This window comes from Chitinophaga hostae (assembly GCF_018224885.1).
GTDB lineage: Bacteria > Bacteroidota > Bacteroidia > Chitinophagales > Chitinophagaceae > Chitinophaga > Chitinophaga hostae.
The window spans coordinates 1-23,662 of sequence record NZ_JAGTXB010000010.1 but is presented as its reverse complement, the minus strand read 5'-3'; the positions used below and the strand labels follow the sequence as shown (position 1 = coordinate 23,662).

Genomic DNA, 23,662 nt, shown 5'->3' with positions numbered 1-23,662 from the left:
TACCAATTATTAACTACGAATGACGAAACTTCGCGAACATCCGGTTCGTCATTCGTAATTAATAATTCGGAATTGCAAAAATAACGGTTACGGCGCCTACACGCTTATTAATAATTAGTCGATACTTATTAATTATTGTCCTCTTCTTTCTGCATCATCAGGTATGCCTTTACAAACCCGTTCAGGTCGCCGTCCATTACAGGTCCTACGTTACCTACTTCAAAATCGGTCCGGTGGTCTTTGATCATCTTATACGGATGGAATACGTATGATCTGATCTGTGAACCCCACTCAATTTTGCGTTTGTTGGCGTTGGCTGCGTTTTTCAGCTCTTCCCGTTTACGGATCTCCTCTTCATACAGGCGTGATTTCAGCATGGTGAGCGCCTTTTCGCGGTTCTCTCCCTGTGTTCGTGCCTGCTGGCATTCGATAATGATTCCTGAAGGGATGTGTTTTAAGCGCACGGCAGTTTCCACCTTGTTTACGTTCTGTCCGCCTTTACCTCCTGAACGATAGAATTCCCATTCCAGGTCAGCAGGGTTTACAGCGATTTCGATAGTATTGTCTACTAACGGGTACACATATACGGAAGCAAAGGAAGTATGCCGGCGTGCGTTGGAGTCGAACGGTGAAATACGCACCAGGCGGTGTACACCGCTTTCTGCTTTGAGGTGGCCGTATGCAAAGTCGCCATCAAATTCCAGTGTTGCGGATTTGATGCCGGCGCCATCGCCATACTGGGTATCAATTTCTGATACTTTCCAACCTTGTTTTTCTCCATACATACGATACATCCGCAGCAGCATTTCGGCCCAATCCTGGCTTTCCGTACCGCCTGCACCGGAGTTAATGGTGAGTACCGCAGGCATTTCATCTTCCGGCTGGTTAAGGGTAGATTTGAATTCCAGGTCGTCCAATGCTGCTACCGCCGCACCATACGCTTGTTCTACCTCCTCCTCGGAAGCCTCTCCTTCTTTGAAAAAATCGTTCAGTACCGCACTATCATCGATAGCGGCGTTTACATGATCGTAAAGGTCAACCCAATATTTGTTTACCTTAATTTCCTTCAGAATCGAAGTCGCTCTGACATTGTCATCCCAGAATCCGGGCGCCAGGCTTAGTTGTTTATCATTTTCTATTTTTGCTAATCGGTCAGGTACGTTAAAGAAAACCTCCCAGGACATATAAACGGTCCCTCATAGCTTTAAGTTGCTCAGCTGTCATAGCTGGCAAATGTATGTAAAAATACAGATATCTGCTAATGTCTCCGAACTTTGTTTTCATTGTTCATTTTAGCATAATATTTGTGTTATAACGCGGTAACCATGTCGCTAATATTACAAAAAGTACCTATCTATTATGGTCAGCCATGAAACCCTCCACTTTAAAAATAAATCTGTTTTTAATACCCTCGCATATATTATAATGATCGCCGTAAACGTACTGGCAGTAATGCTTCCCATTAACGGCAAAACGACTGCACAAATTTCTGAAGAGTACCCCAACCTTTTTGCTCCTGCCGGTTTTACCTTCTCGATATGGGGTTTGATATATCTTTCTTTGCTGGTATTTATTATTTACCAGCTCTGGCTGGCTTTCTCCAATAAACAACCTGAGATATTATCGCGGATGATGCAGAAAATGAAAGACTGGTTCCTGATTTCCGCCGTTGCCAATGCCTGCTGGCTTTTCGCCTGGCACTATCGTCTTATTCCCGTAAGTGTGGTGATTATGCTGATGTTGCTGATATCCCTGCTGGCAATTCATATCAACTTTGGTATCAATACTGCGCCGGCTACGCTTCCGGAGAGAATATTTATTCATTTTCCTTTCAGTCTTTACCTGGGTTGGATTGCTATTGCCACACTGGCCAATATCACCACCCTGCTGGTATATGCGGGTTGGGAAGGCACCATTCATAAGCAGGTGATCTGGACTATGGTGATGATTGGCGCGGGCACGGTTTCAAGTATGGCGATGATCCTGCAGCGTAACAATCTTGTCTATGCGCTGGTTTGTGTCTGGGCATTTTATGGCATCCTCGTGAAAAGAAAAGCCGCCGACGTGATCGCTGAGAATGCCATTGTACATGCCTGCATCATTGCCATTGGCATCATTGCCATCACAATTTCCTGGCAATTATACAGGAAGCAGAAAACCTGATACTAAAAGATTATTTTTGATGCGCATTTAATATATACTACTATGTTTCCATCTATCAATCCAACTGCCACCAAATCATGGGAGGCTTTAAAGAAACACGCGGAAGAAATGAAAAAGGTACACATGCGTGCCTTGTTTATGGAAAACAGAGAACGCTTCAGCGAATTCTCCCTGCGGTTTGAGGACATCCTTTTCGACTACTCCAAGAATATTATTACCGAAGATACCCGCAACCTGTTATTAGGCCTGGCGGAAGAATGTGGCGTACCTGCTGCGATTAAGGCCATGTTTGGTGCTGAAAAAATCAATGTAACGGAAAACCGCGCAGTGCTGCACACTGCGCTGCGCAATACCTCCGACAAGCCGGTGTTGCTGGACGGCCGCGATGTGATGCCGGATGTTAAAGCGGTACTGAATAAAATGGATCATATCTGCCGGCAAATACATTCCGGGGAATGGAAAGGATATACGGGTAAGCCTATACGTTATATCGTAAACATCGGTATCGGCGGTTCGGATCTGGGCCCGGTAATGGTTACCGAAGCATTAAAGCCCTACTGGAAACCCAACATCCAGCCATATTTTGTTTCCAACGTAGACGGCACCCATATTGCTGAAACGCTGAAGAAAATAACACCGGACGAAACACTGTTTCTCATTGCGTCGAAAACCTTTACCACGCAGGAAACCATGACCAATGCACATACTGCACGTAACTGGTTCCTGGAGTATGCGAAAGATGAAAAATTTGTTGCCAAACATTTCGTGGCGCTGTCTACCAACGAAAAAGCGGTTACTGCATTCGGTATTGATCCGAAAAACATGTTTGAATTCTGGGACTGGGTAGGCGGCCGTTATTCCCTGTGGTCCGCTATCGGCTTGTCGATTGCACTGACCGTTGGCTTTGAAAACTTCACGCAGTTGCTGGATGGCGCCCATGCCGTTGATACGCACTTTGCTGACACCCCGCTGGAACAGAATATTCCGGTGATCATGGCGCTGATTGGCCTGTGGTATACCAACTTCTTTGGCAGTACTACGGAGGCTATCCTCGTATATGATCAATACATGCATCGCTTTGCTGCTTACTTCCAGCAGGGCAATATGGAAAGCAATGGTAAGTCGGCAGATCGTACAGGCCATAACGTTAGTTATGAAACCGGGCCTATTGTATGGGGCGAGCCTGGTACCAACGGACAACACGCTTTCTACCAGCTCATTCACCAGGGCACACACCTGATCCCCTGCGATTTTATTGCACCAGCGATCAGTCATAACCCGATCGGCGATCATCATGTGAAACTGCTCTCCAATTTCTTTGCACAAACAGAAGCGCTAATGAATGGTAAAACAGCGGAAGAAGTACGTGCAGAGCTGGAAAAAGCAGGCACACCTGAAGCTGAAATAGCAAAGATACAGCCATCAAAAATATTCAGCGGTAACCGTCCTACCAACTCCTTCCTGCTGAAAGAAATCAACCCGCGCTCACTCGGTGAACTGATAGCCCTATACGAACATAAGATCTTTGTACAGGGTGTGATCTGGAACATCTACAGCTTTGATCAATGGGGGGTGGAACTGGGTAAACAACTGGCGGGCAAAATACTGCCGGAACTGGAGAATAATGAGGTGGTGCTGAATCATGATGCCAGTACCAATGGCCTGATCAATGCCTGGAAGGCGATGAAGGCGCCGGGAATGTAATATCGCCGCGGATTTTTTTCTTGCCCAGGATTAAACTGATTTCAATGATTTTAGGATTTTTTTTTGTGATTATAATTTGATTTTGAAAGATTTGAGAAGACAGAGACAAATATGTCACTTGTATCTTCCCAAATCTTTTAAAATCAGAGTAGAAAAAATCCTAAAATCATTGAAATCAGTTTAATCCTGGGCAAGAAAAAAATCCGCGCAATAAAAAACCCCCGGAGAAATCCGGGGGTTGCCAATTATTTTAAGTAAAAAAATTGAGTAAAAGTTCTTACCATTTGTCTACCTCATCTGAGCTATGTGAAGCCGGGGCGGCTACTGACGCCTCAACAGGAACTGCTACTTCTTCCACAGCGGCTGAAGCGCGCACTTCAGATCCATCTGCTTCTGTTTCGTCCTGTTCTTCCTGCACATAATCATGGTTGTAGGCATCAAAGTCGAAATCGGGCATCAACTCAGTCTTAACATAGTTGATGGTTTCGGTTAATGCGTTCAGGAACTTGTTGAAGTCCTCCTTGTACAGGAATACTTTGTGCCTGTCATAACCGTTGTCATTAAAACGCTTCTTACTTTCTGTTATAGTAAGAAAATAGTCGTTTCCCCGAGTGGTCTTTACATCAAAGAAGTACGTTCTTCTTTTGCCCGCTTTCAATCGTTTAGAAAAGATGCTATCATTGTTTCTTTCCTGTTGATTGTTGTTTTCGTACGCCACAGTTGATAGATTTAAGTGTTAACGAATCAAATCCTGTTACAATAAGAGACAAATATACTATTGTTTTACAAATATCAAAATATTTTTAAATGATTTTGAAAAATCATAAAACCGGCGTGTAACGGGCTGCCGTAGCGCATATACAAGCTCATGATTGTTACTCAGTTACGCTTTCATCATCTCCTGATTGCTGACGTGCATACAACTCTGCATAATAACCATTCAATGACAATAAATCATTATGCGTACCTTCTTCCACTATTTTTCCTTCGTCCAATACGATAATCTTATCGAACTCAAACAACGCAAAGATGCGGTGGGTAATGATAATAGCCGTTTTATTTTTCAGATAGGCGTAGAGGTTGCCAATGATCTCCTTTTCCGTACGTGCGTCTACGGCAGAGAGGCAATCGTCGAAGATCAGGATGTCCGGATCCTTGATAAGCGCCCTTGCGATGGAAATACGCTGCTTCTGGCCACCGCTGAGGGTAACACCCCGCTCTCCTATTTCCGTGTCGAATCCTTCCTTAAACCCGAGTATATCTTTCTCCACGGAGGCCTGCCTTGCTGCAGTCCGCACGGATTCCAGGTTAGCGGCAGGATCGCCGAAGCGGATGTTATTGGCAATACTGTCTGAAAACAGGAACACATCCTGGGGCACATAACTGATCTGGCCGCGCAGATTAGTAAGTTCCAGTAAACGGATGTCCTGGTCGTCTACCATCACCTTGCCTTCCTGGGGATCGTACATACGGATCAGTAATTGCGCCAGGGTACTTTTACCCGACCCTGTTCTTCCGATGATGGCGACTTTTTGCCCGGGTGCAATATGCAGGTTGAAGTCGCTGATAGCAGTAATACCGGTATGCGGATAGGTAAAGGTGACATTATCCAGCCGAACACCTCCCTGCAGCTTTACCGTTTTGGCATTCGGCACATCTTTTATGACTGGTTCCAGTTGTAAAAATTCGTTTATACGTTGCTGTGAGGCGGCGGCACGCTGTATCATAGAGGCTACCATCCCGATGGAAAAGAATGGAAACATCAGCATGTTTACATAAATCACAAACTCCGCCAGGTTACCTACGGTAATGTTACCTTGAATAACCTGGATGCCACCGATAAAGATGGTAAGGATAACACTCAAACCGATCATCAGCGCCATTGTTGGCTGGAACAGGGCATCTGTTTTAGCAAGACTGATAGAACTGTTTTTATAAGCTTCACTGGCTTCTTCAAAATGTTTCGCACTGGCATCTTCCTGGATATAGGATTTAATTACCCGGATACCGGAATATGATTCCTGCGAGATGGAAGTGATGTTGGATAACTGTGCCTGAATTTTTTCACTTTTGCGGTGAATGATCCTGTTTACATAGTAAATGGTAAGCGCCAGCAAAGGCAGTGGTGATAAGGTATACAGGGTAAGTAACGGATTTACTTCCAGCATCAGGTATACAATGATCACAATGAGAAACAAGGTGCGGGATGCATACATAATAGCCGGTCCTACGTACATGCGTACCCGTGATACGTCTTCCGTAATACGGCTCATCAGATCACCGGTGCGATGCATCTTGAAAAAGTTCAGATCCAGTTTCTGATAGTGCTGGTAAACTGCATTTTTCAGGTCAAACTCAATATGCCGGCTCATCACAATAAGTGTTTGCCGTTGCAGAAAGAGAAAGAAGCCACTCAACAGTGCAAAAAGGAGAATACTCACGCCATAGAACGCCAGCACGTTTGTAAAGTCGGCCCGGAATACCCCTTTCAGCGAAGTATTATTCAACAACCTGTACTCATCGATGTTGTGGGAAAGCAGATCGAAGATCTGTCGTACCATGATAGGCTGAAAAACGCTGAATACAATGGAAATAGCGGTAAACAGCAAACCCAGGATCAGTCGCCATTTATTCGAAAGAAAATATTTATTGAGTGCGGCAAGGTGTTTCAATGGTCATCAATTTGCCAACAAAAATAAGGGATTCAGCCCATATAGCTATTATGGAGAAGACCGGGGTGGATAAGTATATCTGCCCCGGTCTTCTCCATAAAATTTTTATGTATATCCTACTTTGCTTTGAAGGTATTTAGTATTTCTTCCAGCGCAGGTGTATATTTCTCAAGGTCATCGGCAAGTGTTGTCAGCGTGATGGCGTAGGCGATATTATTTTTCACCAGCACGGTCACGAGTATATTAAGTTTGGTTCCGGTTTCGCGGTGCACGTAGCCGCACTTCAACCATTTGGCTTTTACGTCTGTTACCGTGCGTTCTCCATCTTCGAGCTTTTTGTAGCTGTCGAAATAGTTTTGCATTTCCTGTTGGGTGGCCTCCATGTATTTATCTAACGAAGATCCACTTTTCAGTTCCTGGGTAATTACGTTTACGTTTGCCTGAAACGCGCTGCCTTGCTGTACGGGGGCCATCATAAAGGTATATTCTACCCGGCTGATCACGGTATCCTTTCGGCTCCAGCCTTCGGGTGTTTGAACGGTAAAGGTGCCGTTTCCGGCGTTCATTCCGGGAGCTTTCCCTACCTGTTCCAGTATTTCAGCGCTGCTTAATTCTTTGGGGGATTTAGAAGCATTGTTACACGCGGCGAAGCCTAACAAACAAATTGCCGCGGAAATTAATTGTACTTTCATCGTGCACTAAGGGATAAAAACCGCCCCGGTATTGGCGCCGGGGCGATTAAAATGATTATAAGCTTTTAAGTGCAGCTATTATTCTGGATTCTGCATCCGCAGCCGCTACTTCTTCCTTCACAAATTTTTGACCGGTAATATTTTCAAACAGTTCAATGTAACGTTCGCTTACGCTGCTTACAAATTCGTCTGTCATTTCAGGAACCTGCTGCCCGTCTTTACCCTGGAAACCGTTTGCCATCAGCCATTCGCGAACAAACTCTTTACTGAGCTGTTTCTGCTGAGTACCACTTTTCTGATTTTCTTCGTAGCCTTCTGCATAGAAGTAACGGGAAGAATCAGGTGTATGAATTTCATCAATTACGTAGATGGTATCGCCAATTTTACCGAATTCATATTTGGTATCAACCAGGATCAGTCCACGTTTTGCAGCCATTTCCTTACCTCTTTCAAATAAAGCAAGGGTATATTTTTCCAGTTGCTCGTAATCTTCTTTGCTCACCAGTCCCTGCGCGATGATTTCTTCACGGGAAATATCCTCGTCATGGCCTTCGTGGGCTTTGGTAGTAGGTGTAATAATTGGTGTGGGGAAGAAGTCATTTTCCTTCAGTCCTTCCGGCATAGTAACGCCGCATAGTACACGCTGACCGGATTTGTAAGTTCTCCAGGCATGGCCGGTGAGGTTACCACGTACCACCATTTCCACGGGGAAAGTTTCGCATTTCAAGCCAATCGTTACATTAGGCAGTGGTGTTGTTTTTACCCAGTTAGGAACGATGTCCTTTGTTGCTTCCAGCATAATGGCGGCCACCTGGTTCAGTACCTGACCTTTAAATGGAATCGGGCGGGGCAATACTACATCAAATGCAGAGATACGATCACTTACTACCATTGCCATCAGCCTGTCTTCAATGGTGTAAACATCGCGTACTTTTCCTTTGTAAAAGGCAGTTTGACCTGGCAATTTGAAACTTGACTCTAACATGAATAAAAAAATATTAATAATTAAAGATGAAAACCGGTATTACAAGTTGCAAAAGTAATCAGGAATCAGTTATTTTCTGCGATTACCTCATTTTTTTTCTGAACCCCGGCCAAAGGGATAATGTTTGCAGAGCGGATGTTGTTACATACCCGCCAATTGCCTGCTGTTGCCGGCATACGGCCGAAGCAGGCTGATGATCACCTCATTTTCGGCGTATTGGGTCAGGTATTCCCTGAAATGTTCTGCTGCTGTAGTGTTCACCTCTGCGGGAACGTATCCCATTCCATAAAAGCGGCCCTTTTCCATCAGGATACAGCTTTTTTCGCTGCTGTTGCGGCCCTTGTCGATAATAATTACCGAAGGCTGTTGTTCCTGCAGGAAAGCGACGGCAGCCAGCATTCTTTCATTATAGGAAGCCGGCGGTTCTGCTTTCTCACAGGCTCCCTTACAGGTAGCCGCGGTAATGCCGGCGCAGGTGCCGTTCCCCTTTTGCAGGAAGCACAGTTTGGGGCATAGTTCAAATTCCTTTATGAGGGAGCGCAGCAGCCGGTGTCCATCTATCAACAGGTTAAAGCTGTGTACCGGGTGGGAATATTTACGTTTCTTTTCGATGGCCAGCCGCAGATAGCCCTGCTGGTCTTCAAACAGGTAAAACCCGTATCTGAACTCCACCCTTTTCTGGGCGTAGTTGAAAATAGGCCACAGACGTTTTATCTCCACCGACTCTAATATACAGGCCATCAGTTCTGTGGCTGTTTCCTGGTGGGTGATGCTATGAATGGTACGAAGAAAGTTCTGGCGCTGGCGACTGGTGCTATGCCCGGTAAAGTGGCTGTTAACACGCTTCTTCAGGTCTTTGGCCTTGCCTACATATACAATCTTTCCTTTATGATCATGGAAGTAATATACTCCCGGGAGTTCCGGCAGTGATTTCACCTGTTCCGGCGGCAGGTTAGGCGGCAGGAACTGTTCTTTCGATCCTACCTTCAGGGCGGCGGCAATCACCTTTTCTTTGTCGTTGGCCAGCATCAGCCCAAAAAGGTGCGTGGTGGCTTCGGCGTCTCCTCCCGCCCGGTGACGGCCATTCACCGGGATACTAAAGTGCCGGCAGATATTACCAAGGCTGTACGATCTCAGACCGGGGAATATTTTGCGTCCCAGTCTTACCGTACACAACTTTTTGCATTGCAGGTCGTAGCCTGCATTACCCAGTTGGTGCTTTATAAAAGAGTAATCGAAGTTTACGTTGTGGGCCACAAAGATCCTGTCTTTCAGCAAATCATACAACAACGGCGCGATAGCCTCAAAAGGAGGTGCTTCGGCCACCATACTGTTACTGATGCCCGTTAATGATTCTATGTAATAAGGAATGGGGATACCGGGGTTTACCAAAGTCTGGTAATGCTGCGTGATTTCCTTCCCGTCATACAAGAACACGGCGATTTCCGTAATACCATTTGCGCTGGCATGGCCGCCTGTTGTTTCAATATCTACAATTGCATACATCCGTTACAAAGATAGGGATTGTTGTTGCTTATTCAAACGTCTTAATCCGAGCAGCGCCAGCAACATATAAAAAGCGGTCAACGCCAGTAAATGCAGCACAGACGGGACATTATCAGCCAGCGTAGCGCCGGTTTGCACTACTGACTGGTACACCCGGAGGAAGGGCGTGGTAGGCACCATCGACGACAACCACTGCAGCGGTACCGGCAACGATTCATACGGCCAGGCATAGCCTGCAATCAAAAAAACCGGGTAAGTGGAAAACACCATCATCTGGGCAGCCATCAGCTGGCTGGGAAACAGGGTACCCAACCATATCCCCAGCGGGATAAGGGTAAAAAAGAAGATGATAAATGCTACCGCCACGTCAAATGCGTGACCACGGAATGGGATATCCAGTGTGGAATAATTTACCGTCAAAAAGAAGAACGCATAACACAGGAACAGCACCAGGTAAAAGAGTCCCTTCCCCCAGAGGGTGGCCGACAGACTTCCCCCTCCCATATGCAGCATCTCGGGCACATTTTTCTTTTGCTTATCAAGTGCCATACTTTCCGCCAAACCGATCAGCAGCGTTTGCTGCAGAATGAGTGCCAGCAAGCCTGGCAACAGAAAGGCCCCATAGCTCGAGCGGGTATTGTACATAGGCCGGTAGTCGAGGTTTACCGGTTGAGTTTCCCGCATGGCCATCTGTGAATTAAGCCCTTTCATTTCATTGTATTTCAAACGTACCCCTGCTCCTACCGTGAGCGCCAGCGTGGTAATAGCGCCGGCCAATTCGCTGGACGGCAGGAAGCGGGCTGCATTCACGGCCAGCACTATATCTCCCTGTTGCAGGGCCAGTACTTTCTTCTGTACTCCGCCCGGAATATAGAGGTATCCCTGGCAGGTTCCGTAGTACATCTTCTCCTGCGCATCCTTCAGATCCCGGGCCCCCACTACTTCCACGATCTGCATTTTGGAGAGCTGCTGCAGGAAAGTCCGGGACAACTCGCTCTTATCGTCGTCGGCAACAGCCAGTAACACTTTTTCTTCTACCTTATAACTATATATACTACCGTAGAAAAAAGCATACAGGAGTGGCGCTATCAGCAAGGTAAGCAGCAGGCTGTGGTCCTGGACTACCAGCTTCGCTTCCCGGAGAAACAGGCGGGTGATATGACGAAAAAAATCAGGCATGCTGTAGTTTAAGTTTATTCATTCTACGCTGCAGGAAAAACAACGCCAACGGAAAAGTGATCACTATATAAATCAGCAGCTGTCCTGTTTCCTTATACACATAATGCAATGGCAATTCCATAAAGTACACTTTAAAAAAGCCATCCAGGAAGGGTGTAAAAGGCATCAGCCAGGCATAGTACTGATCGTACCAGGGCATTGCCCAGCGCGGAAAAGTAAAACCACTGAAAACAAATGCCGGGGAAGTATAGAACAGCCCCAGATCGCAGGCCACCATCACATCGCTTACAATGGCGGACACCATAAATCCAATTGAGATACATCCCATGATCAGCAGGGTAAAGAGGGTAAAGAGCGCCCAGGACCCTCCCATCCTGCCCCCGGCAAAAACAGGATACACGATAGCTGTTACCAGGATATAATGCAACCAGCCAACGCTCAGGTGTGCCAGCCCCTTTCCCAGCAACACACTGGAGGCGGATCCGTTGGCCATCACGGTGAGTTCCGGCAATGTACCCCGTTGCGCTTCCAGGTTGAGCGCCAGCACCGTAACCATGATCACCATCATTTGAAGGGCTACCGCAATAAGTCCGGGTACCAGGTATTGGAGGTAGCTGAACTGGGGATTATACAACAGGTAAGATGTTAACCTGATGGGCTGCACCAGCGCCATGGCCTTGCCCTGGGGCATACCTGTTTTCATGAGCTTTTGCAGAATGACTCCCGAGCCGGCGGTTATCAATACTTTGGCGGCATCTTTATAGATCAGTTTTCCGGTTACTACTGCGGCGGTGTTGGTATACAACGTAACATATATGGGTTGCCTGCTTTTGATATGATCGTCCATCCGGGCAGGAAAATGAATCGCGCCCTGGATCACGCCCCGCTGCATCAGTTGCTCGATAGTCGCTTCGTTATGGATCTGCTGTGTGATATGGATACTTTCCGTTTGCTCGAGCATGAACGTGAATTTGCGCGACAGCGGCGAATTGGACTCATCCCAGATGGCTACCGGCAGCTCCCTGGCAAATTGCTTGTGATAGATGTATCCATATAAAAAGCAGACCAGTGGCGGCAACAGGAGCAATACAATGCAATGCTCGGGAAGCGTGAGTATACGCTTCCATTCCCGGATGGTGATATTAATAATAGAACGCAGCATCATGGCAGGGTCATAGAAGCCGTCATGCCCGGGCGTAATCCCCTGATGCCGGCCTGGTTTACAGGTTTCAGGTCTACCGTAAAAGTGCGCAGTTCAAACTTGCCCTGTTCTTTTACCGGTACCCAGTTGGCGAAGGTGAGAGACGGGGATACTTTGGATACTTCCGCCTCAAAGCTTTCCGGATCACAACCGGGTACGCGCATTTGAAAGCGGGTACCCAACGGAAAATCTTTCATATCATCCTGCCGGATATTATAGGTGATGTGATAAGTAGCCGGCTTTTGAATGGTCATCAACGGATAACCGATGGCTACAATTTCGCCTTCTTCTATTACCATGGAGGTAATGATCCCGTCGGACGGTGCGTGGATATAAGTATTATCTGATAAGGCTTTGGTCAGCTCATATCCCTGTTCCGCCTGGCGTACAATGGCGGCGGCGGTGGTGATAAGTTCAGGCCTGGTGCCCTGCTGAAGCATGTCCATGTTCAGTTTGGCGGTTTCCATTTCTTTTTTGGCTGCCTGCAGTTTAAAATATACGAGGTCTTTTTCCTGCCCGGAAATAACATCGTCATTGAAAAGATTTTGCATGCGCTGATAGGTTTTCTGCATCAGCTCATACTGATGTTGGGTGATGTTGTACAGGTTGTCGGCGGCTTTGATAGCTTCCGGCCGGGCACCTTTCTGCAGCAGCGTAAGCTGTGCCTGTGCAGCATCGATGGCGGCCTGCGCCTGGTTGCGGATAGCATTGATTTCGGTGGAGCGGAGTACCCCGAGCAGCTGTCCCCGGCGAACGGTGTCGCCCTGTTTTACCAGGAGGCTGTCCAGCCGGCCGGGAAATTCGGCTGCCACATCCACGTAGTCCGCATCTACCATGCCTATGGCTGATTTATCAGTTGCAGCGGGCTTCTTCACAAAAAAAATCAGTGCGATGATCAATATAACAAGGGGGATCAGCAGCGCCCAGTAATTTTTAAATATAGCTCTCATGAATGATATCTGTTTATCTGTCAACGTAAGTAGCAAATTGTTCCGGTGTACCAACAACATTCCAGTATTCTGCCAATCCCAGGTAATAGCCCATCACGGCGGTATAGTAGATCTTCTGCATTTCTTCTTCCTGGAGCAGTGCATCATTTACATCTTTTACGGAAGACAGTTGATTTTGCATGCGGTCTGTTACCAGGGTGGTAGTTAAGCGGGCCTGCTGCCTGGCACTATCGAGAGATGCCACGTCGTTTTGCAGCGCCTTCATTTTGTTCATGGATATACGCAGTCGCAGTTCCAGGTTGCTTTTGGTATTGACGGCAGCCAGGCGGGCTTCTTCCACCAGCATCTTTGTGGCTTTGGTGCGTTTATATTTCTGAAAGCCATCGAACAGGTTCCATTGCATTTCCACGCCAATCAGCCATGGTGGTATCGTAACGGGCAGGTCTTTCTGATAAAGATTAAGGCTGCCGATGGCGAATATATTGGGCAATGCCAGGGAGCGGGCGGCTTTCACGGCTACATTGGCAAGATCCGTTTTATTTTCCACCAGCCGGTAGGTGGGATTATTCTGCAGCTGTTGCAGCTCTCCGGATACGGTGAGTTGCTTCAATTCGTATTGCAGCGTGTCATCGATAAAGATGGGTGTTTCTATGGGCTGTCCCAGGAGGTTATTTAACTCCAATAGCGCATTTTCTTTTTCCAGGGTAAGATTGCTGTAGCGGTTAGTGGCCTGAACATAAGCTACCCTGGCCCAGTTCAGCAGATATGGGGGCAAGATCTGGTTATCTTTCAGAGAGGTCGCATAATCGCGGTTCTTTTTAAACGATTCCACGATCACTTCTTCGTGTGCAATGATGGTATTGAGATAAAGGATCCGGAGATATTGGGCGCTGATAGCGAAAAACAGTCCTTTCTCCACTACCTGCTGGTTAAATTCTCCTGCGGCCACCTGGGTTTTCGCCAATTGCTGGGCGGCGGAGATCTTTCCACCGAGATATATTGGCTGCCTGAGCGCCAGAGCGGCGGTAAAATAAGATTGTTTGGAAAGTTCCGGGTTGTAGTCCGGGTAAAAAGTATTGATGATCCCTTTCGTGGCATTATAGATCACATCCTTCACGTTTTGAGGAAGGGGTTGTCCCGTAATTTGCTGGTATACGGTATTGGCTGTATTTACGCTTTGTGTGGAGGAGCCATTCACCACCCCGTCTTTCACCTGTTGCAGGTTAATTTCCAATGGTTTGCCGAGGTAATTATAACCTGCGAGGAGATCTACTTTGGGGTAGTAAGAACGGTTCTCCGCCTGTAGTGAATACTGCCGGGACTCCAGCGATCGCTGTGCCTGTTGCACCAGGGTATTGCCCTGTTTTGCCAGTTGGTAACATTCCTTTAAAGTCAGCTGCTGCGCGTTTTGCTGGGCCCGTGCACAAACAACGGTCAGTAACTGTATCAGAAACAAGTAATATCTCATACGGTTTTCTTTTCATCAGGCAGGTCGCTCAAATGACCTTAACACCTCAAAACAATATTTCATGAATAATGTTTGAAGTATTTGAAAAAAATTATACATAATTTGATAACGAACCGCTTACCTTCAAAATCAGTATCTTTAACCGCGATAAAAAATAGTACATCAATTAGTTTATTTGGTCCATTTTCACCCTCGTGTTATCTCCCGACATTTGTGTTAGAATAAGTTTGAACAATCAGTATTCATTCTTGTTAGCATATAGCCCTGCAGCGGTTTCCGCAGCGATAAAAAAATTCTTTGAATCATTTTAAAACCACAATCAATCATGGCAAAACAACAATGGGTAGTAGACGGCAGTCATAGTGAACTCGGATTTAAGATCCGTCACCTGATGATCACCAATATCAATGGTAAATTCCACAACTTCTCGGTGGAAGCAGAAACGGAAGAAGAAGATTTCATGACAGCGAAGGTAAAGACCACCATTGACGTTGATTCCATTTCCACGGGCAGTGATGACAGGGACAAGCATCTCCGTTCTCCGGATTTCTTCGATGTAAACAAATACCGGAATATCGTGTTCGTTGCCACCAAATACGAAAATGTTGACAACGACGGTTCCTATGAATTGTATGGCGATCTGACGATAAGGGACGTCACCAAAAACATTAAGCTGGCAGTGGAATTCGGCGGTGTAGTAAAAGATCCCTGGGGCAATACCAAAGCGGGTTTTACCATTAATGGCAAAATTAACCGTAAAGACTTTGGGCTGAACTGGAGTGCTGCTACGGAAACGGGCGGTGTGCTTGTGGGCGACGATGTGAAGATATACTGCGAGGTGCAGTTGATTAAGAAATAAACAGCTACCAGCTGGCAGCTTTCAGGAAATGCAGCGAAGACCAACAAATGATCATCTTCGCTGCATTTCTTAAAGGCTAATAGCTAGCAGCTTAAAAAAAATCTTATGAGTGAAAATGCAATAACCGGCCTTCATCATATCACGGCTATTTCCGGCAACGCTAAAAAGAACTATGATTTTTATACCCGGGTAATGGGTTTACGGTTTGTAAAAAAGACTGTCAACTTTGACGACCCGCATACCTATCATTTTTATTATGGTGATGAAACGGGCACACCGGGTACCATCCTTACTTTTTTCCCATGGGAGGATATCTCGGCCGGACGAAGGGGAACACATATGGCTACGGAAATAGGCTATGCTATTCCTGAGGGCAGTATTGATTTCTGGTTAAAAAGGCTGGAGAAAGAGAATATTATCTACAACAAGCCTTCTTCCAAATTCGGGGAAATATACCTGACTTTTTTAGATCCGGATGGACTGAAAGTTGAACTGACAGTCCCGGAAAAGCCGGATCCCAGGCAGCCCTGGGAGACCGGTGAAGTACAGGAAGAAAATGCCACCCGCGGTTTTCACCATGTAACGCTGACATTGGAAGATATACAACCCACTGCCGATTTACTGGTATCGGTGTTTGGTTATCAACTCGAAAAAAATCATACCAACCGTTACCGCTTTGCCAGTCCTGCCGGTGAAACAGCCAACTATATTGACCTGGTGGAAGCCAAGGGTGAGCCACGGGGCCATGTTGCAGGCGGCAGTGTGCATCATATTGCCTTCCGGATGAAAGATGATGCGATGCAAATGCATTACCGGGAGTTATTGGAAGCGCGTGGGTTAAATGCTACCCCGCAACTGGACCGCAAATATTTCCGTTCCGTTTATTTCCGGGAACCGGGCGGCGTTTTATTTGAGCTGGCTACGGACACTCCGGGATTCACGGTAGATGAACCTGCAGCGGAGCTGGGCACCCACCTGATGTTGCCGGCTCAGTATGAGTCGCAACGCGAAGAGATTGTAAAAAAACTGATTAAACTGGACTGATATGGATTTTAAACCGATGGAGTATGTATACCAGTCTGCTGGTAACGGCGCCGCTTATACGCTGCTGTTGCTGCATGGCACTGGTGGTGATGAGCGTGATTTGTTGCCATTGGCCGGAGCCCTCGGAAAGGGATACAATATACTCAGCCTGAGAGGCAATGTGGAAGAGCATGGCATGCCGCGGTTTTTCCGGCGTGTAGGCATGGGCGTATTTGATGAGGCTGATGTTCATTTCAGAACACACGAGATGGTACATTTCCTGAAAACGTTGGCAACATCAGCAGGTTTTGATATCAATAAACTGATTGCAGTAGGATATTCAAACGGCGCCAACATTGCAGGCGCCGCGCTGATACTATACCCGGAGCTACTGGCCGGAGCGGTACTGTTCCGCCCTATGCAGCCACTGAGCGGGTTGGAGGATTCTTTTGAAACACAACGGCAGCAGCCGGTGTTTATGAGTTCAGGCACCCGGGATGGTACCGTGAATCCGTCTGCCACCGCGGCTTATGCCACATTGCTAAGTGCCAACGGTTTTAAGGTGAGTAGTTATGATATCAATACTGGTCATAACCTGGCACAGCAGGATATTACTTTAGCAGCCACCTGGCTGGCAACTAATTTTCACTAAAAAGAACACATGGACCAGGAAGTAAGACTAAGTTTATCCGGGCATCCCTACCAGGTATCCATCGATGCCAGGGATCATCGCTGGCTGGCAGACGAGCCCGAGGAAGCAGGAGGCGATGATACAGGCCCTCAACCGGGAGAATTACTACTCAGCAGCCTGGGCGCCTGTACAGCCATCACGGTGAAGATGTATGCGAACAGGAAAAAATGGCCATTGGAAGATATCTCCATCGAGGTGCGCTTCAACAGTGCGGCCAAACCGGATCCACTCACCACCGTGATAGATATGGAGATTCAGCTGAGAGGCGACCTCACAACAGAGCAGCAGGCAAGATTGATACAGATTGCACAGTCCTGCCCTGTTCATAAGGTTTTGAGTAATCCGATTACTATGAATACAAAAGCAGTTTAACATGGAAGACATTACCCGGCATTACACCAACGGAGAAGTGACGATTGTATGGAAGCCCAATGTGTGCATCCATTCGGAGGTTTGTTTCCACGGTCTTCCGGCGGTGTTTAATCCAAACCAGAAACCCTGGATCAATGCAGAAGCAGCTACTACCGAACAAATTGTATCACAGGTAAAACGGTGCCCTTCGGGCGCGCTGACTTTCTTTATGAATGCAGATGTAGCCGCTGAAGGCGATGTGGAACCGAAAAAATTATAATATACTATATGGAACTTACTATTCAGAACAATACCGCCAAGCACCAGTTTGAAACCATCGTCGACGGGCATACTGCCCTGATTGCCTACACGCTGTTTCCCGGGGGCATTGCCTTCATACATACGGAGGTGCCGCCGGAGCTGGAAGGCAAAGGCATTGCAGGCCAGCTGGCAAAATATGTGCTGGAATACGCCAGGGAAAATCATTTGAAGGTAAAACCATATTGCCCTTACGTAAATGCCTATATGAAAAGGCATCCTGAGTATAATGATTTGTTGTAAAGAATTACGAAAGAATTACGAATTTATCCGGAGATGGTAAACGCGATGATCTCCGGATAAATCCGTAATTCTTTCGTAATCCGTAATTTCACCGAAATGTTTCTTCTCCATGCAATTCTTAAAATTCATCCAGCAGCCCTGGCACTGGTCTGTATCCGGGTTACTGATAGGGCTTACAGTGCCTTTGTTGCTGATCCTGGGTAATAAAGCCTTTGGTATTTCCTCTTCGCTGCGGCATATCTGCGCCGCCTGTTTTCCGGCCGATATTTCCTTTTTCAAATACGACTGGAAAAAAGAGTCCTGGAACCTCTTTTTTGTGGCGGGTATTGCATTGGGTGGTTTCCTTGCGGGTCATTACCTGCAGGACGGGCAGGACATACAGGTAGCTGCCGCCACGCAGCAGCGGCTGGCAGCTTACGGCGTACATGACTACCGTGCTTTGCTTCCGCCGGAAATATTCAGCTGGGGCAACCTGTTTACCTGGAAAGGACTTATATTTTTTATTGGAGGTGGTTTTCTCGTTGGTTTCGGTACCCGGTATGCGGGCGGATGTACTTCCGGGCACTCCATCATGGGCTTGTCTAACCTGCAATGGCCTTCGCTTGTAGCCACCATTTGTTTTATGGCAGGTGGATTTTTCAGCGCCAATATCCTGATCCCTCATCTCTTTAAATGGTTTAATTAATATGAAGAACATCAAATACCTGGTAGCAGGCGTTTTCTTTGGGATGGTGCTGGTGAAGGCACAGGTGATCAGTTGGTTCCGGATACAGGAAATGTTTCAGCTTACCTCTTTTCACATGTACGGTGTAATTGGTACGGCGGTGGTGACAGGCATTATTTCACTACAGCTGATAAAGCGCTTTAATATTAAAACGATCGGAGGCGATCCAATTGCGGTGGCGCCTAAAAGATTCAGCAAAGGACAGATTATCGGCGGGCTGATATTCGGTATAGGATGGGCTATTACAGGCGCCTGCCCTGGTCCGCTCTTTGCGCAGATCGGCACCGGTTTCACGGTGGTAGCCATTACTTTGCTTAGTGCTATTGCAGGCACCTGGGTATTTGGCGCGCTGAAATCGAGGCTCCCTTAATCAGAAAAGCTCCAAGGAGATGACCCTTGAAGCTTTTACCTGCATTCTGCGAGATTCACTGAAATGATATTATATTATTTTTTCCACCCGTCTTTAATCGCCTTCGCAGAATCCTGGTGGGCTTTCAAAGTAGGCAATGTATTTCTTGCCCATGTCTTCAGATCTTCATCTGTTACATTATCGGATGCTTTTTCAAATTCCTTTACATCTTTATCATGATCATCCACCATCATGTCGATGTATGACTTATCGAAGTCTTTCCCGGTTTTCTTAGCCAGATCATCGATATGCTTTTTTTCTTCTGTCGACAACTCTGCAGGCAGCGTAATGCCTTTCTTTTCTGCCAGTGCCTTCAACTCGTCTCCTGCCTTAGAATGATCATTGACCATCATAGTACCAAATGCCTTTACTCTTTCATTCTGGGCTTTTTCCTGTGCCAGTTTACCCATCGCTACTTCCATCATACCACCGTTGGCTGCATCTACCGCAAACTGAGAAGACTTTTCATCTACCGGCTTTACTGTTTCATTGATATCCTGCGCGCTGTCTACCGGTTTTTCAGATTGCGCGTTCTTCGCATTATTACCGCAGGATGGTGTCATCCATACGGCTAAGACTGTTGCTGATAAGATTACGAGCTTCTTCATTGTGTATTGTTTTGGGTTTGTAATCGCTGTGCATGTTTACGCATTACATTTGGCAAAAACGGTACCCGGAAGCAGATGCAGTGCTAAATCCTTTACCACAGCTGGTTTCAAACACCCACCGAGACAATAGCAGGCTCAAAATGCTGTAGATGGTTTTCCCCATAGCGCGCAAAAAAAATGGTTACCTGGTTTTCCTGCAAAGAAAACCGGGTAACCAGCTATTTGAAACAATAATGTTTTTATTTAGACTGAGAAAGTGAATAGATAACCACAATCGCCAGGATGATCACCAGGATGAGGCCCACAATTTTGAACCAGCTGTATGGCCGGTCGCCGGTTACTTCACCGGTGCAGGCATTCACCACAAAATGGTACAGCTTCCCGTTATAGCGATACGCACTGATCCATACAGGCAGTAACAGGTATTTTAAACCGAGATTGTCATATTCCACATCATAACTGTCGATGCTTTGTTCATCTCCGCCTATGTCGTCGCATATTTCGCCGCGGATGACCGGATCCATTCTTCTCTTAGCCACTACCAGCGCCTGTTCCGCATTGGTTTGATACAGCTCTGCACGGAAGCCGCTGAGATAACGGCCATCATATTTTTTGAGTTGATCCAATAACCAGGGTTCCAGTATCTCCGCCATTTTAAGCGGCAAGGAGGGACTGGCAGAAACCAGTACATCGCGGAAGGTGTTGCTGACGCGTCCGGAAGTTGGGTACCATGCGGTATGTCTTACCTGCCTGGTGCGGGTTTCCGTTTTACCATTTACTTCTTCCGTATAGGTTTCGGTGGTATAATAATATTCACCCCGTTGCCCGGTATATTCTGTATCGGTGTCTGTATCGTAGCTCCAGTGGGGAATGTAAACTCCTTTCAGCTGCTGGGAGGAGCCGTCTTTCACCTTCTTCACCATATCGGACGGGGCAAACCAGAGTTTACTCATCCAGTTCCGAAAATACTGTACTGCTTCATTGTCTTTTACAACGAAGGGCAATACATAGTGCGGCTGGAGAATCCTGGTGGTTTGGGCAGTGTCGACTACAAGTGGCGAAGCGCAAAACGGGCAGGAATCGGCGGTTACATTAGGCAACATGGTGGTGGAAGCGCCGCAGCCCACACATTTAACAACCACCGCTTCCTGGGTAGCTTCAGTATGGCTTTGCTGTTCGGCGATAAAGCTGTCGTAGCTGACGGCTCTTATAGCGGCAGGCAGTGATTCATTTTCAATCTGATTCACCGTTCCGCAGTATTCACATTTCAGGCTGTTGGTACCGGGCGCATAGTGCAGGATAGCGCCACAGTTCTGACATTTTAACGAGTTAACTGTTTCGCTTGTTTTTTCCTCGAAAGACATAGGAATATTTTGAGATCCGGCTACAGAGCAATGCTGCATAGCCGGATCATTAGACTTTATGGTAATGGTGGTGGCACTGTTGCCAATACCGGCACCAGTTCAGGTACGGTGGATGCGGCAGACCAAGCGGCCATGCCCGTTTTCCATACCAGTGTTTGTGCATTGAGGCTGCCAGCGGCGGCCAGCTGACGGAGTTGGTCAAGGTCAAACGGGCCTGTTTGTTTGCCATCTACTGCAACAAAAAATGGTGCAGCCGTTGGCAATGGTGGTGGCGCACCTCCGCCGGCATTGGGCGGTTGGTTATTATTATTCTGGAAGATATTACCTACCTGTCCCATCATTGCTGCGCCCATACCGGCACCCAAACCCGCGGCTGCCAGTCCTCCGCCGGAAGGATTTTCTGCTGCTTTCTCCATGGAATTGGCAGCCTGGAATTGCGCATATGCGCCCAGGTTACCTACGATGCCGATACTGCTGCGTTTATCCAGTGCGGCTTCTACTTCCGGCGGCAGGGAAATATTTTCAATGAGGAATTTGGTCAGTTCCAGTCCCAGTTCATTAAACTCCGCTCCTATTTTGCCAGTGATCAAACCGGATACTTCTTCGTAGTTGGCTGCGAGGTCCAGTACCGGGATCTTTGCTTCTGCAATGGCTTCCATACCACGGGATACTGCGAGATTACGCAGTTGCTCGTTGATACCTTCCACGGTAAATTCCGGGTTGGTAGCAGCAACTTCTTTCAGAAACTCCCCGGCATCTTTTACGCGGAAAGCGTAGCTGCCAAAAGCGCGGAGTCTTAATGGCCCGAATTCCGCATCACGGAGCATCACCGGGTTTTTAGTTCCCCATTTCTGGTTGGTGAACTGCCGCATGCTCACAAAAAACACGTCGGCTTTGAACGGGCTGTTGAAGCCATATTTCCATCCCTGTAATGTACTCAGTACAGGCATATTTTGCGTAGTAAGTGTATACATGCCGGGTTGAAAAACATCGGCAATCTTACCTTCATTCATAAAAACGGCCACCTGCGATTCGCGTACAGTCAGTTTGGCGTTCATTTTTATTTCATTCTGGTAACGGGGAAACTTCCACACAATGGTATCCGCAGACGGGTCCGTCCATTCAATAATGTCAATAAATTCATTCCTGAGTTTATCAAAAATTCCCATAGTAACAGGTTTTATAGTCGGTCAAATGTATAGAATTATTTACTCGAAATGTCACTAATGAAAAGTTATAATTTGCCGGTAGTTGCTTTGAGCCATTTTTCCAAGAGAGGGGGCCATACCTCCGCTGCGGGGTTACCGGTGCGTAATCCGTATCCATGGCCACCTTTGGCGTAAAAATGCAGTTCTACCAATGCTTTGGCATCGCGTAGGGCGCCGGCTATTACCAGGGCGCTGTTGCCATAGAAATCATCGGAAGTAGCAAAAAGGAACATAGATGGTGTTTGGGCGTCTGGCTTTAGCTCCGGGGTGAGACTCCTGTTTTCTCCCTTATCGAGATAGGCGGGGTAAATGAGGACACCAAATGCCGGGCGTGCCGACAGGCTATCGGCACGGTCAACAGGCGTATAGGCATTAACGTTATAGAGGGTAGATGCCCTGGCGGTCAAACTGCCACCGGCGGAAAAGCCCATCATACCGATGTTGCCGGGTTGTATGCCCCATTCTGCCGCGCGGCTGCGTACTATACGGATGGCACGTTGTGCATCCTGCAATGCGCCGGCTTCTTTTTTGGGTACCCGGTACTGCAATACAAAGGCAGTATAGCCCAGTTTATTTAGCCATGCAGCAATTTCATATCCTTCGAGGTTAATGGCTAAAATGTTATACCCTCCACCAGGACAAATAATCACGGCATTCCCGTTGTTATTGCCTGCAGCCGCCGGGAATACCTCCAGGATCGGGTCAGTCACATCTGTGAGGCGCTTTACATTGTTACTGCCATCTGCTGTTACCTGCGCCGCCTGTTTGGCGGTGGTTTCTCCGGGTACGTTTCCGGGCCAGAGATGAATGGTTTGCTGTTGTGCGCTGATTGCGGTAGTTAGTCCTAACATCATTAATAAGATAGCATATTGTTTCATAACCGGAATTTCGTGATGAAAACAAATGTAATAAATGTTAGGTCCAGATAAAAGGACAGCTTCCCAAAAAGGAAGCTGTGTTGCCTATATAACCAGCAGGATATGCAGATCCCGCGTGGTTTCTTTGCTTATGAAATTTCGTAAAAGAATAGCCTATATGGCCTGGTATATGATGTCTTCCACGCCGTTACCATCTGCCTGGAAAACGGTAAAATTGTCTTTTATACAGTTATCCAGGAGTGAGAAAAGATCTTCCACCGGTTCTTCTTCCCCTACATCAATACCCGGCTTCACGGTGATTGCTTTTACCTGCCATTTCTTCCCTACCAGGAAAGATTTGTTGCCCACCGGTGTTGGTTTATCCTTGTCTTTGTGACATTGTGTAAAAAACAGGAGACTCATAGCAGCCGCCAGGAATAATGTTACATCTCCGATGTAGTTGCGAAATAATTTTTTCATAATTAAA

General features: G+C 46.9%; 25 protein-coding genes. 10 read left to right on the top strand and 15 right to left on the bottom strand.

Annotated elements, in window-relative coordinates:
* Positions 1–128: 128 nt before the first annotated feature.
* Positions 129–1,224 (bottom strand): peptide chain release factor 2 gene (prfB, locus tag KE626_RS19850; protein WP_211974684.1). Its coding sequence is split into 2 segments (ribosomal slippage): positions 129–1,163 and positions 1,165–1,224, totalling 1,095 coding nucleotides; the frame shifts between segments, so codons are not numbered across the junction.
* A gap of 135 nt (positions 1,225–1,359) precedes the next feature.
* Here prfB and KE626_RS19845 point away from each other — a divergent pair.
* Positions 1,360–2,163, top strand: a complete 804-nt coding sequence (locus tag KE626_RS19845; protein WP_211974683.1) for a hypothetical protein — start codon at positions 1,360–1,362, stop codon at positions 2,161–2,163.
* A 42-nt stretch (positions 2,164–2,205) separates the two neighbouring features.
* Positions 2,206–3,867, top strand: coding sequence for a glucose-6-phosphate isomerase (gene pgi / locus KE626_RS19840; protein ID WP_211974682.1), 1,662 nt, complete (start codon positions 2,206–2,208; stop codon positions 3,865–3,867).
* 277 nt (positions 3,868–4,144) lie between these two features.
* Here the strand turns inward: pgi and KE626_RS19835 are convergent, their stop codons facing one another.
* The 9 genes from KE626_RS19835 to KE626_RS19795 form a co-directional block, all read right to left on the bottom strand.
* Positions 4,145–4,585 carry a DUF3276 family protein gene (locus KE626_RS19835; RefSeq protein WP_211974681.1) on the bottom strand — a complete coding sequence of 147 codons (441 nt, stop codon included), beginning with the start codon at positions 4,583–4,585 and terminating at the stop codon, positions 4,145–4,147.
* Between the two features lie 157 nt (positions 4,586–4,742).
* A complete protein-coding gene (locus tag KE626_RS19830) occupies positions 4,743–6,539 on the bottom strand; it encodes an ABC transporter ATP-binding protein (protein ID WP_211974680.1) in 1,797 nt (598 codons plus the stop codon).
* A gap of 116 nt (positions 6,540–6,655) precedes the next feature.
* A complete protein-coding gene (locus KE626_RS19825; RefSeq protein ID WP_211974679.1) occupies positions 6,656–7,231 on the bottom strand; it encodes a DcrB-related protein in 576 nt (191 codons plus the stop codon).
* A 55-nt stretch (positions 7,232–7,286) separates the two neighbouring features.
* On the bottom strand, positions 7,287–8,216 hold the full coding sequence (locus KE626_RS19820; RefSeq protein WP_211974678.1) for a phosphoribosylaminoimidazolesuccinocarboxamide synthase: 930 nt from the start codon (positions 8,214–8,216) through the stop codon (positions 7,287–7,289).
* Positions 8,217–8,357: 141 nt separating this feature from the next.
* Positions 8,358–9,722: an exonuclease domain-containing protein gene (locus tag KE626_RS19815; protein WP_211974677.1), complete on the bottom strand. Its 1,365-nt coding sequence runs from the start codon at positions 9,720–9,722 to the stop codon at positions 8,358–8,360.
* 3 nt (positions 9,723–9,725) lie between these two features.
* On the bottom strand, positions 9,726–10,901 hold the full coding sequence (locus tag KE626_RS19810) for an ABC transporter permease (protein WP_211974676.1): 1,176 nt from the start codon (positions 10,899–10,901) through the stop codon (positions 9,726–9,728).
* Positions 10,894–12,066, bottom strand: coding sequence for an ABC transporter permease (locus tag KE626_RS19805; protein WP_211974675.1), 1,173 nt, complete (start codon positions 12,064–12,066; stop codon positions 10,894–10,896). The genes KE626_RS19810 and KE626_RS19805 overlap by 8 nt, the downstream gene beginning before the upstream one ends.
* Entirely contained in the window at positions 12,063–13,052 is a 990-nt protein-coding gene (locus KE626_RS19800) for an HlyD family secretion protein (RefSeq protein ID WP_211974674.1), read from the bottom strand. The genes KE626_RS19805 and KE626_RS19800 overlap by 4 nt, the downstream gene beginning before the upstream one ends.
* A 13-nt stretch (positions 13,053–13,065) precedes the next feature.
* Complete coding sequence (locus tag KE626_RS19795) at positions 13,066–14,520, bottom strand: TolC family protein (protein WP_211974673.1); 1,455 nt, start codon at positions 14,518–14,520, stop codon at positions 13,066–13,068.
* A 325-nt stretch (positions 14,521–14,845) separates the two neighbouring features.
* On the opposite strand from KE626_RS19795, the gene KE626_RS19790 reads away from it, so the two are divergent.
* The 8 genes from KE626_RS19790 (at position 14,846) to KE626_RS19755 (ending at position 19,099) form a co-directional block, all read left to right on the top strand.
* Positions 14,846–15,379, top strand: a complete 534-nt coding sequence (locus tag KE626_RS19790; RefSeq protein ID WP_211974672.1) for a YceI family protein — start codon at positions 14,846–14,848, stop codon at positions 15,377–15,379.
* Between the two features lie 105 nt (positions 15,380–15,484).
* A complete protein-coding gene (locus tag KE626_RS19785; RefSeq protein WP_211974671.1) occupies positions 15,485–16,423 on the top strand; it encodes a ring-cleaving dioxygenase in 939 nt (312 codons plus the stop codon).
* A 1-nt stretch (position 16,424) separates the two neighbouring features.
* Positions 16,425–17,054 (top strand): alpha/beta hydrolase, encoded by a 630-nt coding sequence (locus KE626_RS19780; RefSeq protein ID WP_211974670.1) that lies wholly within the window; start codon positions 16,425–16,427, stop codon positions 17,052–17,054.
* A gap of 9 nt (positions 17,055–17,063) precedes the next feature.
* Positions 17,064–17,465 carry an OsmC family protein gene (locus KE626_RS19775; RefSeq protein WP_211974669.1) on the top strand — a complete coding sequence of 134 codons (402 nt, stop codon included), beginning with the start codon at positions 17,064–17,066 and terminating at the stop codon, positions 17,463–17,465.
* A gap of 1 nt (position 17,466) precedes the next feature.
* Positions 17,467–17,724: a (4Fe-4S)-binding protein gene (locus KE626_RS19770; protein ID WP_211974668.1), complete on the top strand. Its 258-nt coding sequence runs from the start codon at positions 17,467–17,469 to the stop codon at positions 17,722–17,724.
* An 8-nt stretch (positions 17,725–17,732) separates the two neighbouring features.
* On the top strand, positions 17,733–18,005 hold the full coding sequence (locus KE626_RS19765; RefSeq protein ID WP_211974667.1) for a GNAT family N-acetyltransferase: 273 nt from the start codon (positions 17,733–17,735) through the stop codon (positions 18,003–18,005).
* A 109-nt stretch (positions 18,006–18,114) separates the two neighbouring features.
* Positions 18,115–18,690 carry a YeeE/YedE family protein gene (locus tag KE626_RS19760; RefSeq protein ID WP_211974666.1) on the top strand — a complete coding sequence of 192 codons (576 nt, stop codon included), beginning with the start codon at positions 18,115–18,117 and terminating at the stop codon, positions 18,688–18,690.
* A gap of 1 nt (position 18,691) precedes the next feature.
* Positions 18,692–19,099, top strand: a complete 408-nt coding sequence (locus tag KE626_RS19755) for a DUF6691 family protein (RefSeq protein ID WP_211974665.1) — start codon at positions 18,692–18,694, stop codon at positions 19,097–19,099.
* A gap of 74 nt (positions 19,100–19,173) precedes the next feature.
* Here KE626_RS19755 and KE626_RS19750 read toward each other — a convergent pair whose 3' ends face one another.
* The 5 genes from KE626_RS19750 to KE626_RS19730 form a co-directional block, all read right to left on the bottom strand.
* Positions 19,174–19,746: a DUF4142 domain-containing protein gene (locus KE626_RS19750; RefSeq protein ID WP_211974664.1), complete on the bottom strand. Its 573-nt coding sequence runs from the start codon at positions 19,744–19,746 to the stop codon at positions 19,174–19,176.
* Positions 19,747–19,985: 239 nt separating this feature from the next.
* On the bottom strand, positions 19,986–21,110 hold the full coding sequence (locus KE626_RS19745; protein ID WP_211974663.1) for a TFIIB-type zinc ribbon-containing protein: 1,125 nt from the start codon (positions 21,108–21,110) through the stop codon (positions 19,986–19,988).
* A 56-nt stretch (positions 21,111–21,166) separates the two neighbouring features.
* The gene (locus tag KE626_RS19740; RefSeq protein ID WP_211974662.1) at positions 21,167–22,279 is read right to left on the bottom strand and encodes an SPFH domain-containing protein; all 1,113 of its coding nucleotides are present in this window, start codon (positions 22,277–22,279) and stop codon (positions 21,167–21,169) included.
* 65 nt (positions 22,280–22,344) lie between these two features.
* Entirely contained in the window at positions 22,345–23,196 is an 852-nt protein-coding gene (locus KE626_RS19735; RefSeq protein WP_211974661.1) for an alpha/beta hydrolase, read from the bottom strand.
* Between the two features lie 153 nt (positions 23,197–23,349).
* The gene (locus tag KE626_RS19730; protein WP_211974660.1) at positions 23,350–23,655 is read right to left on the bottom strand and encodes a hypothetical protein; all 306 of its coding nucleotides are present in this window, start codon (positions 23,653–23,655) and stop codon (positions 23,350–23,352) included.
* Positions 23,656–23,662 lie beyond the last annotated feature (7 nt).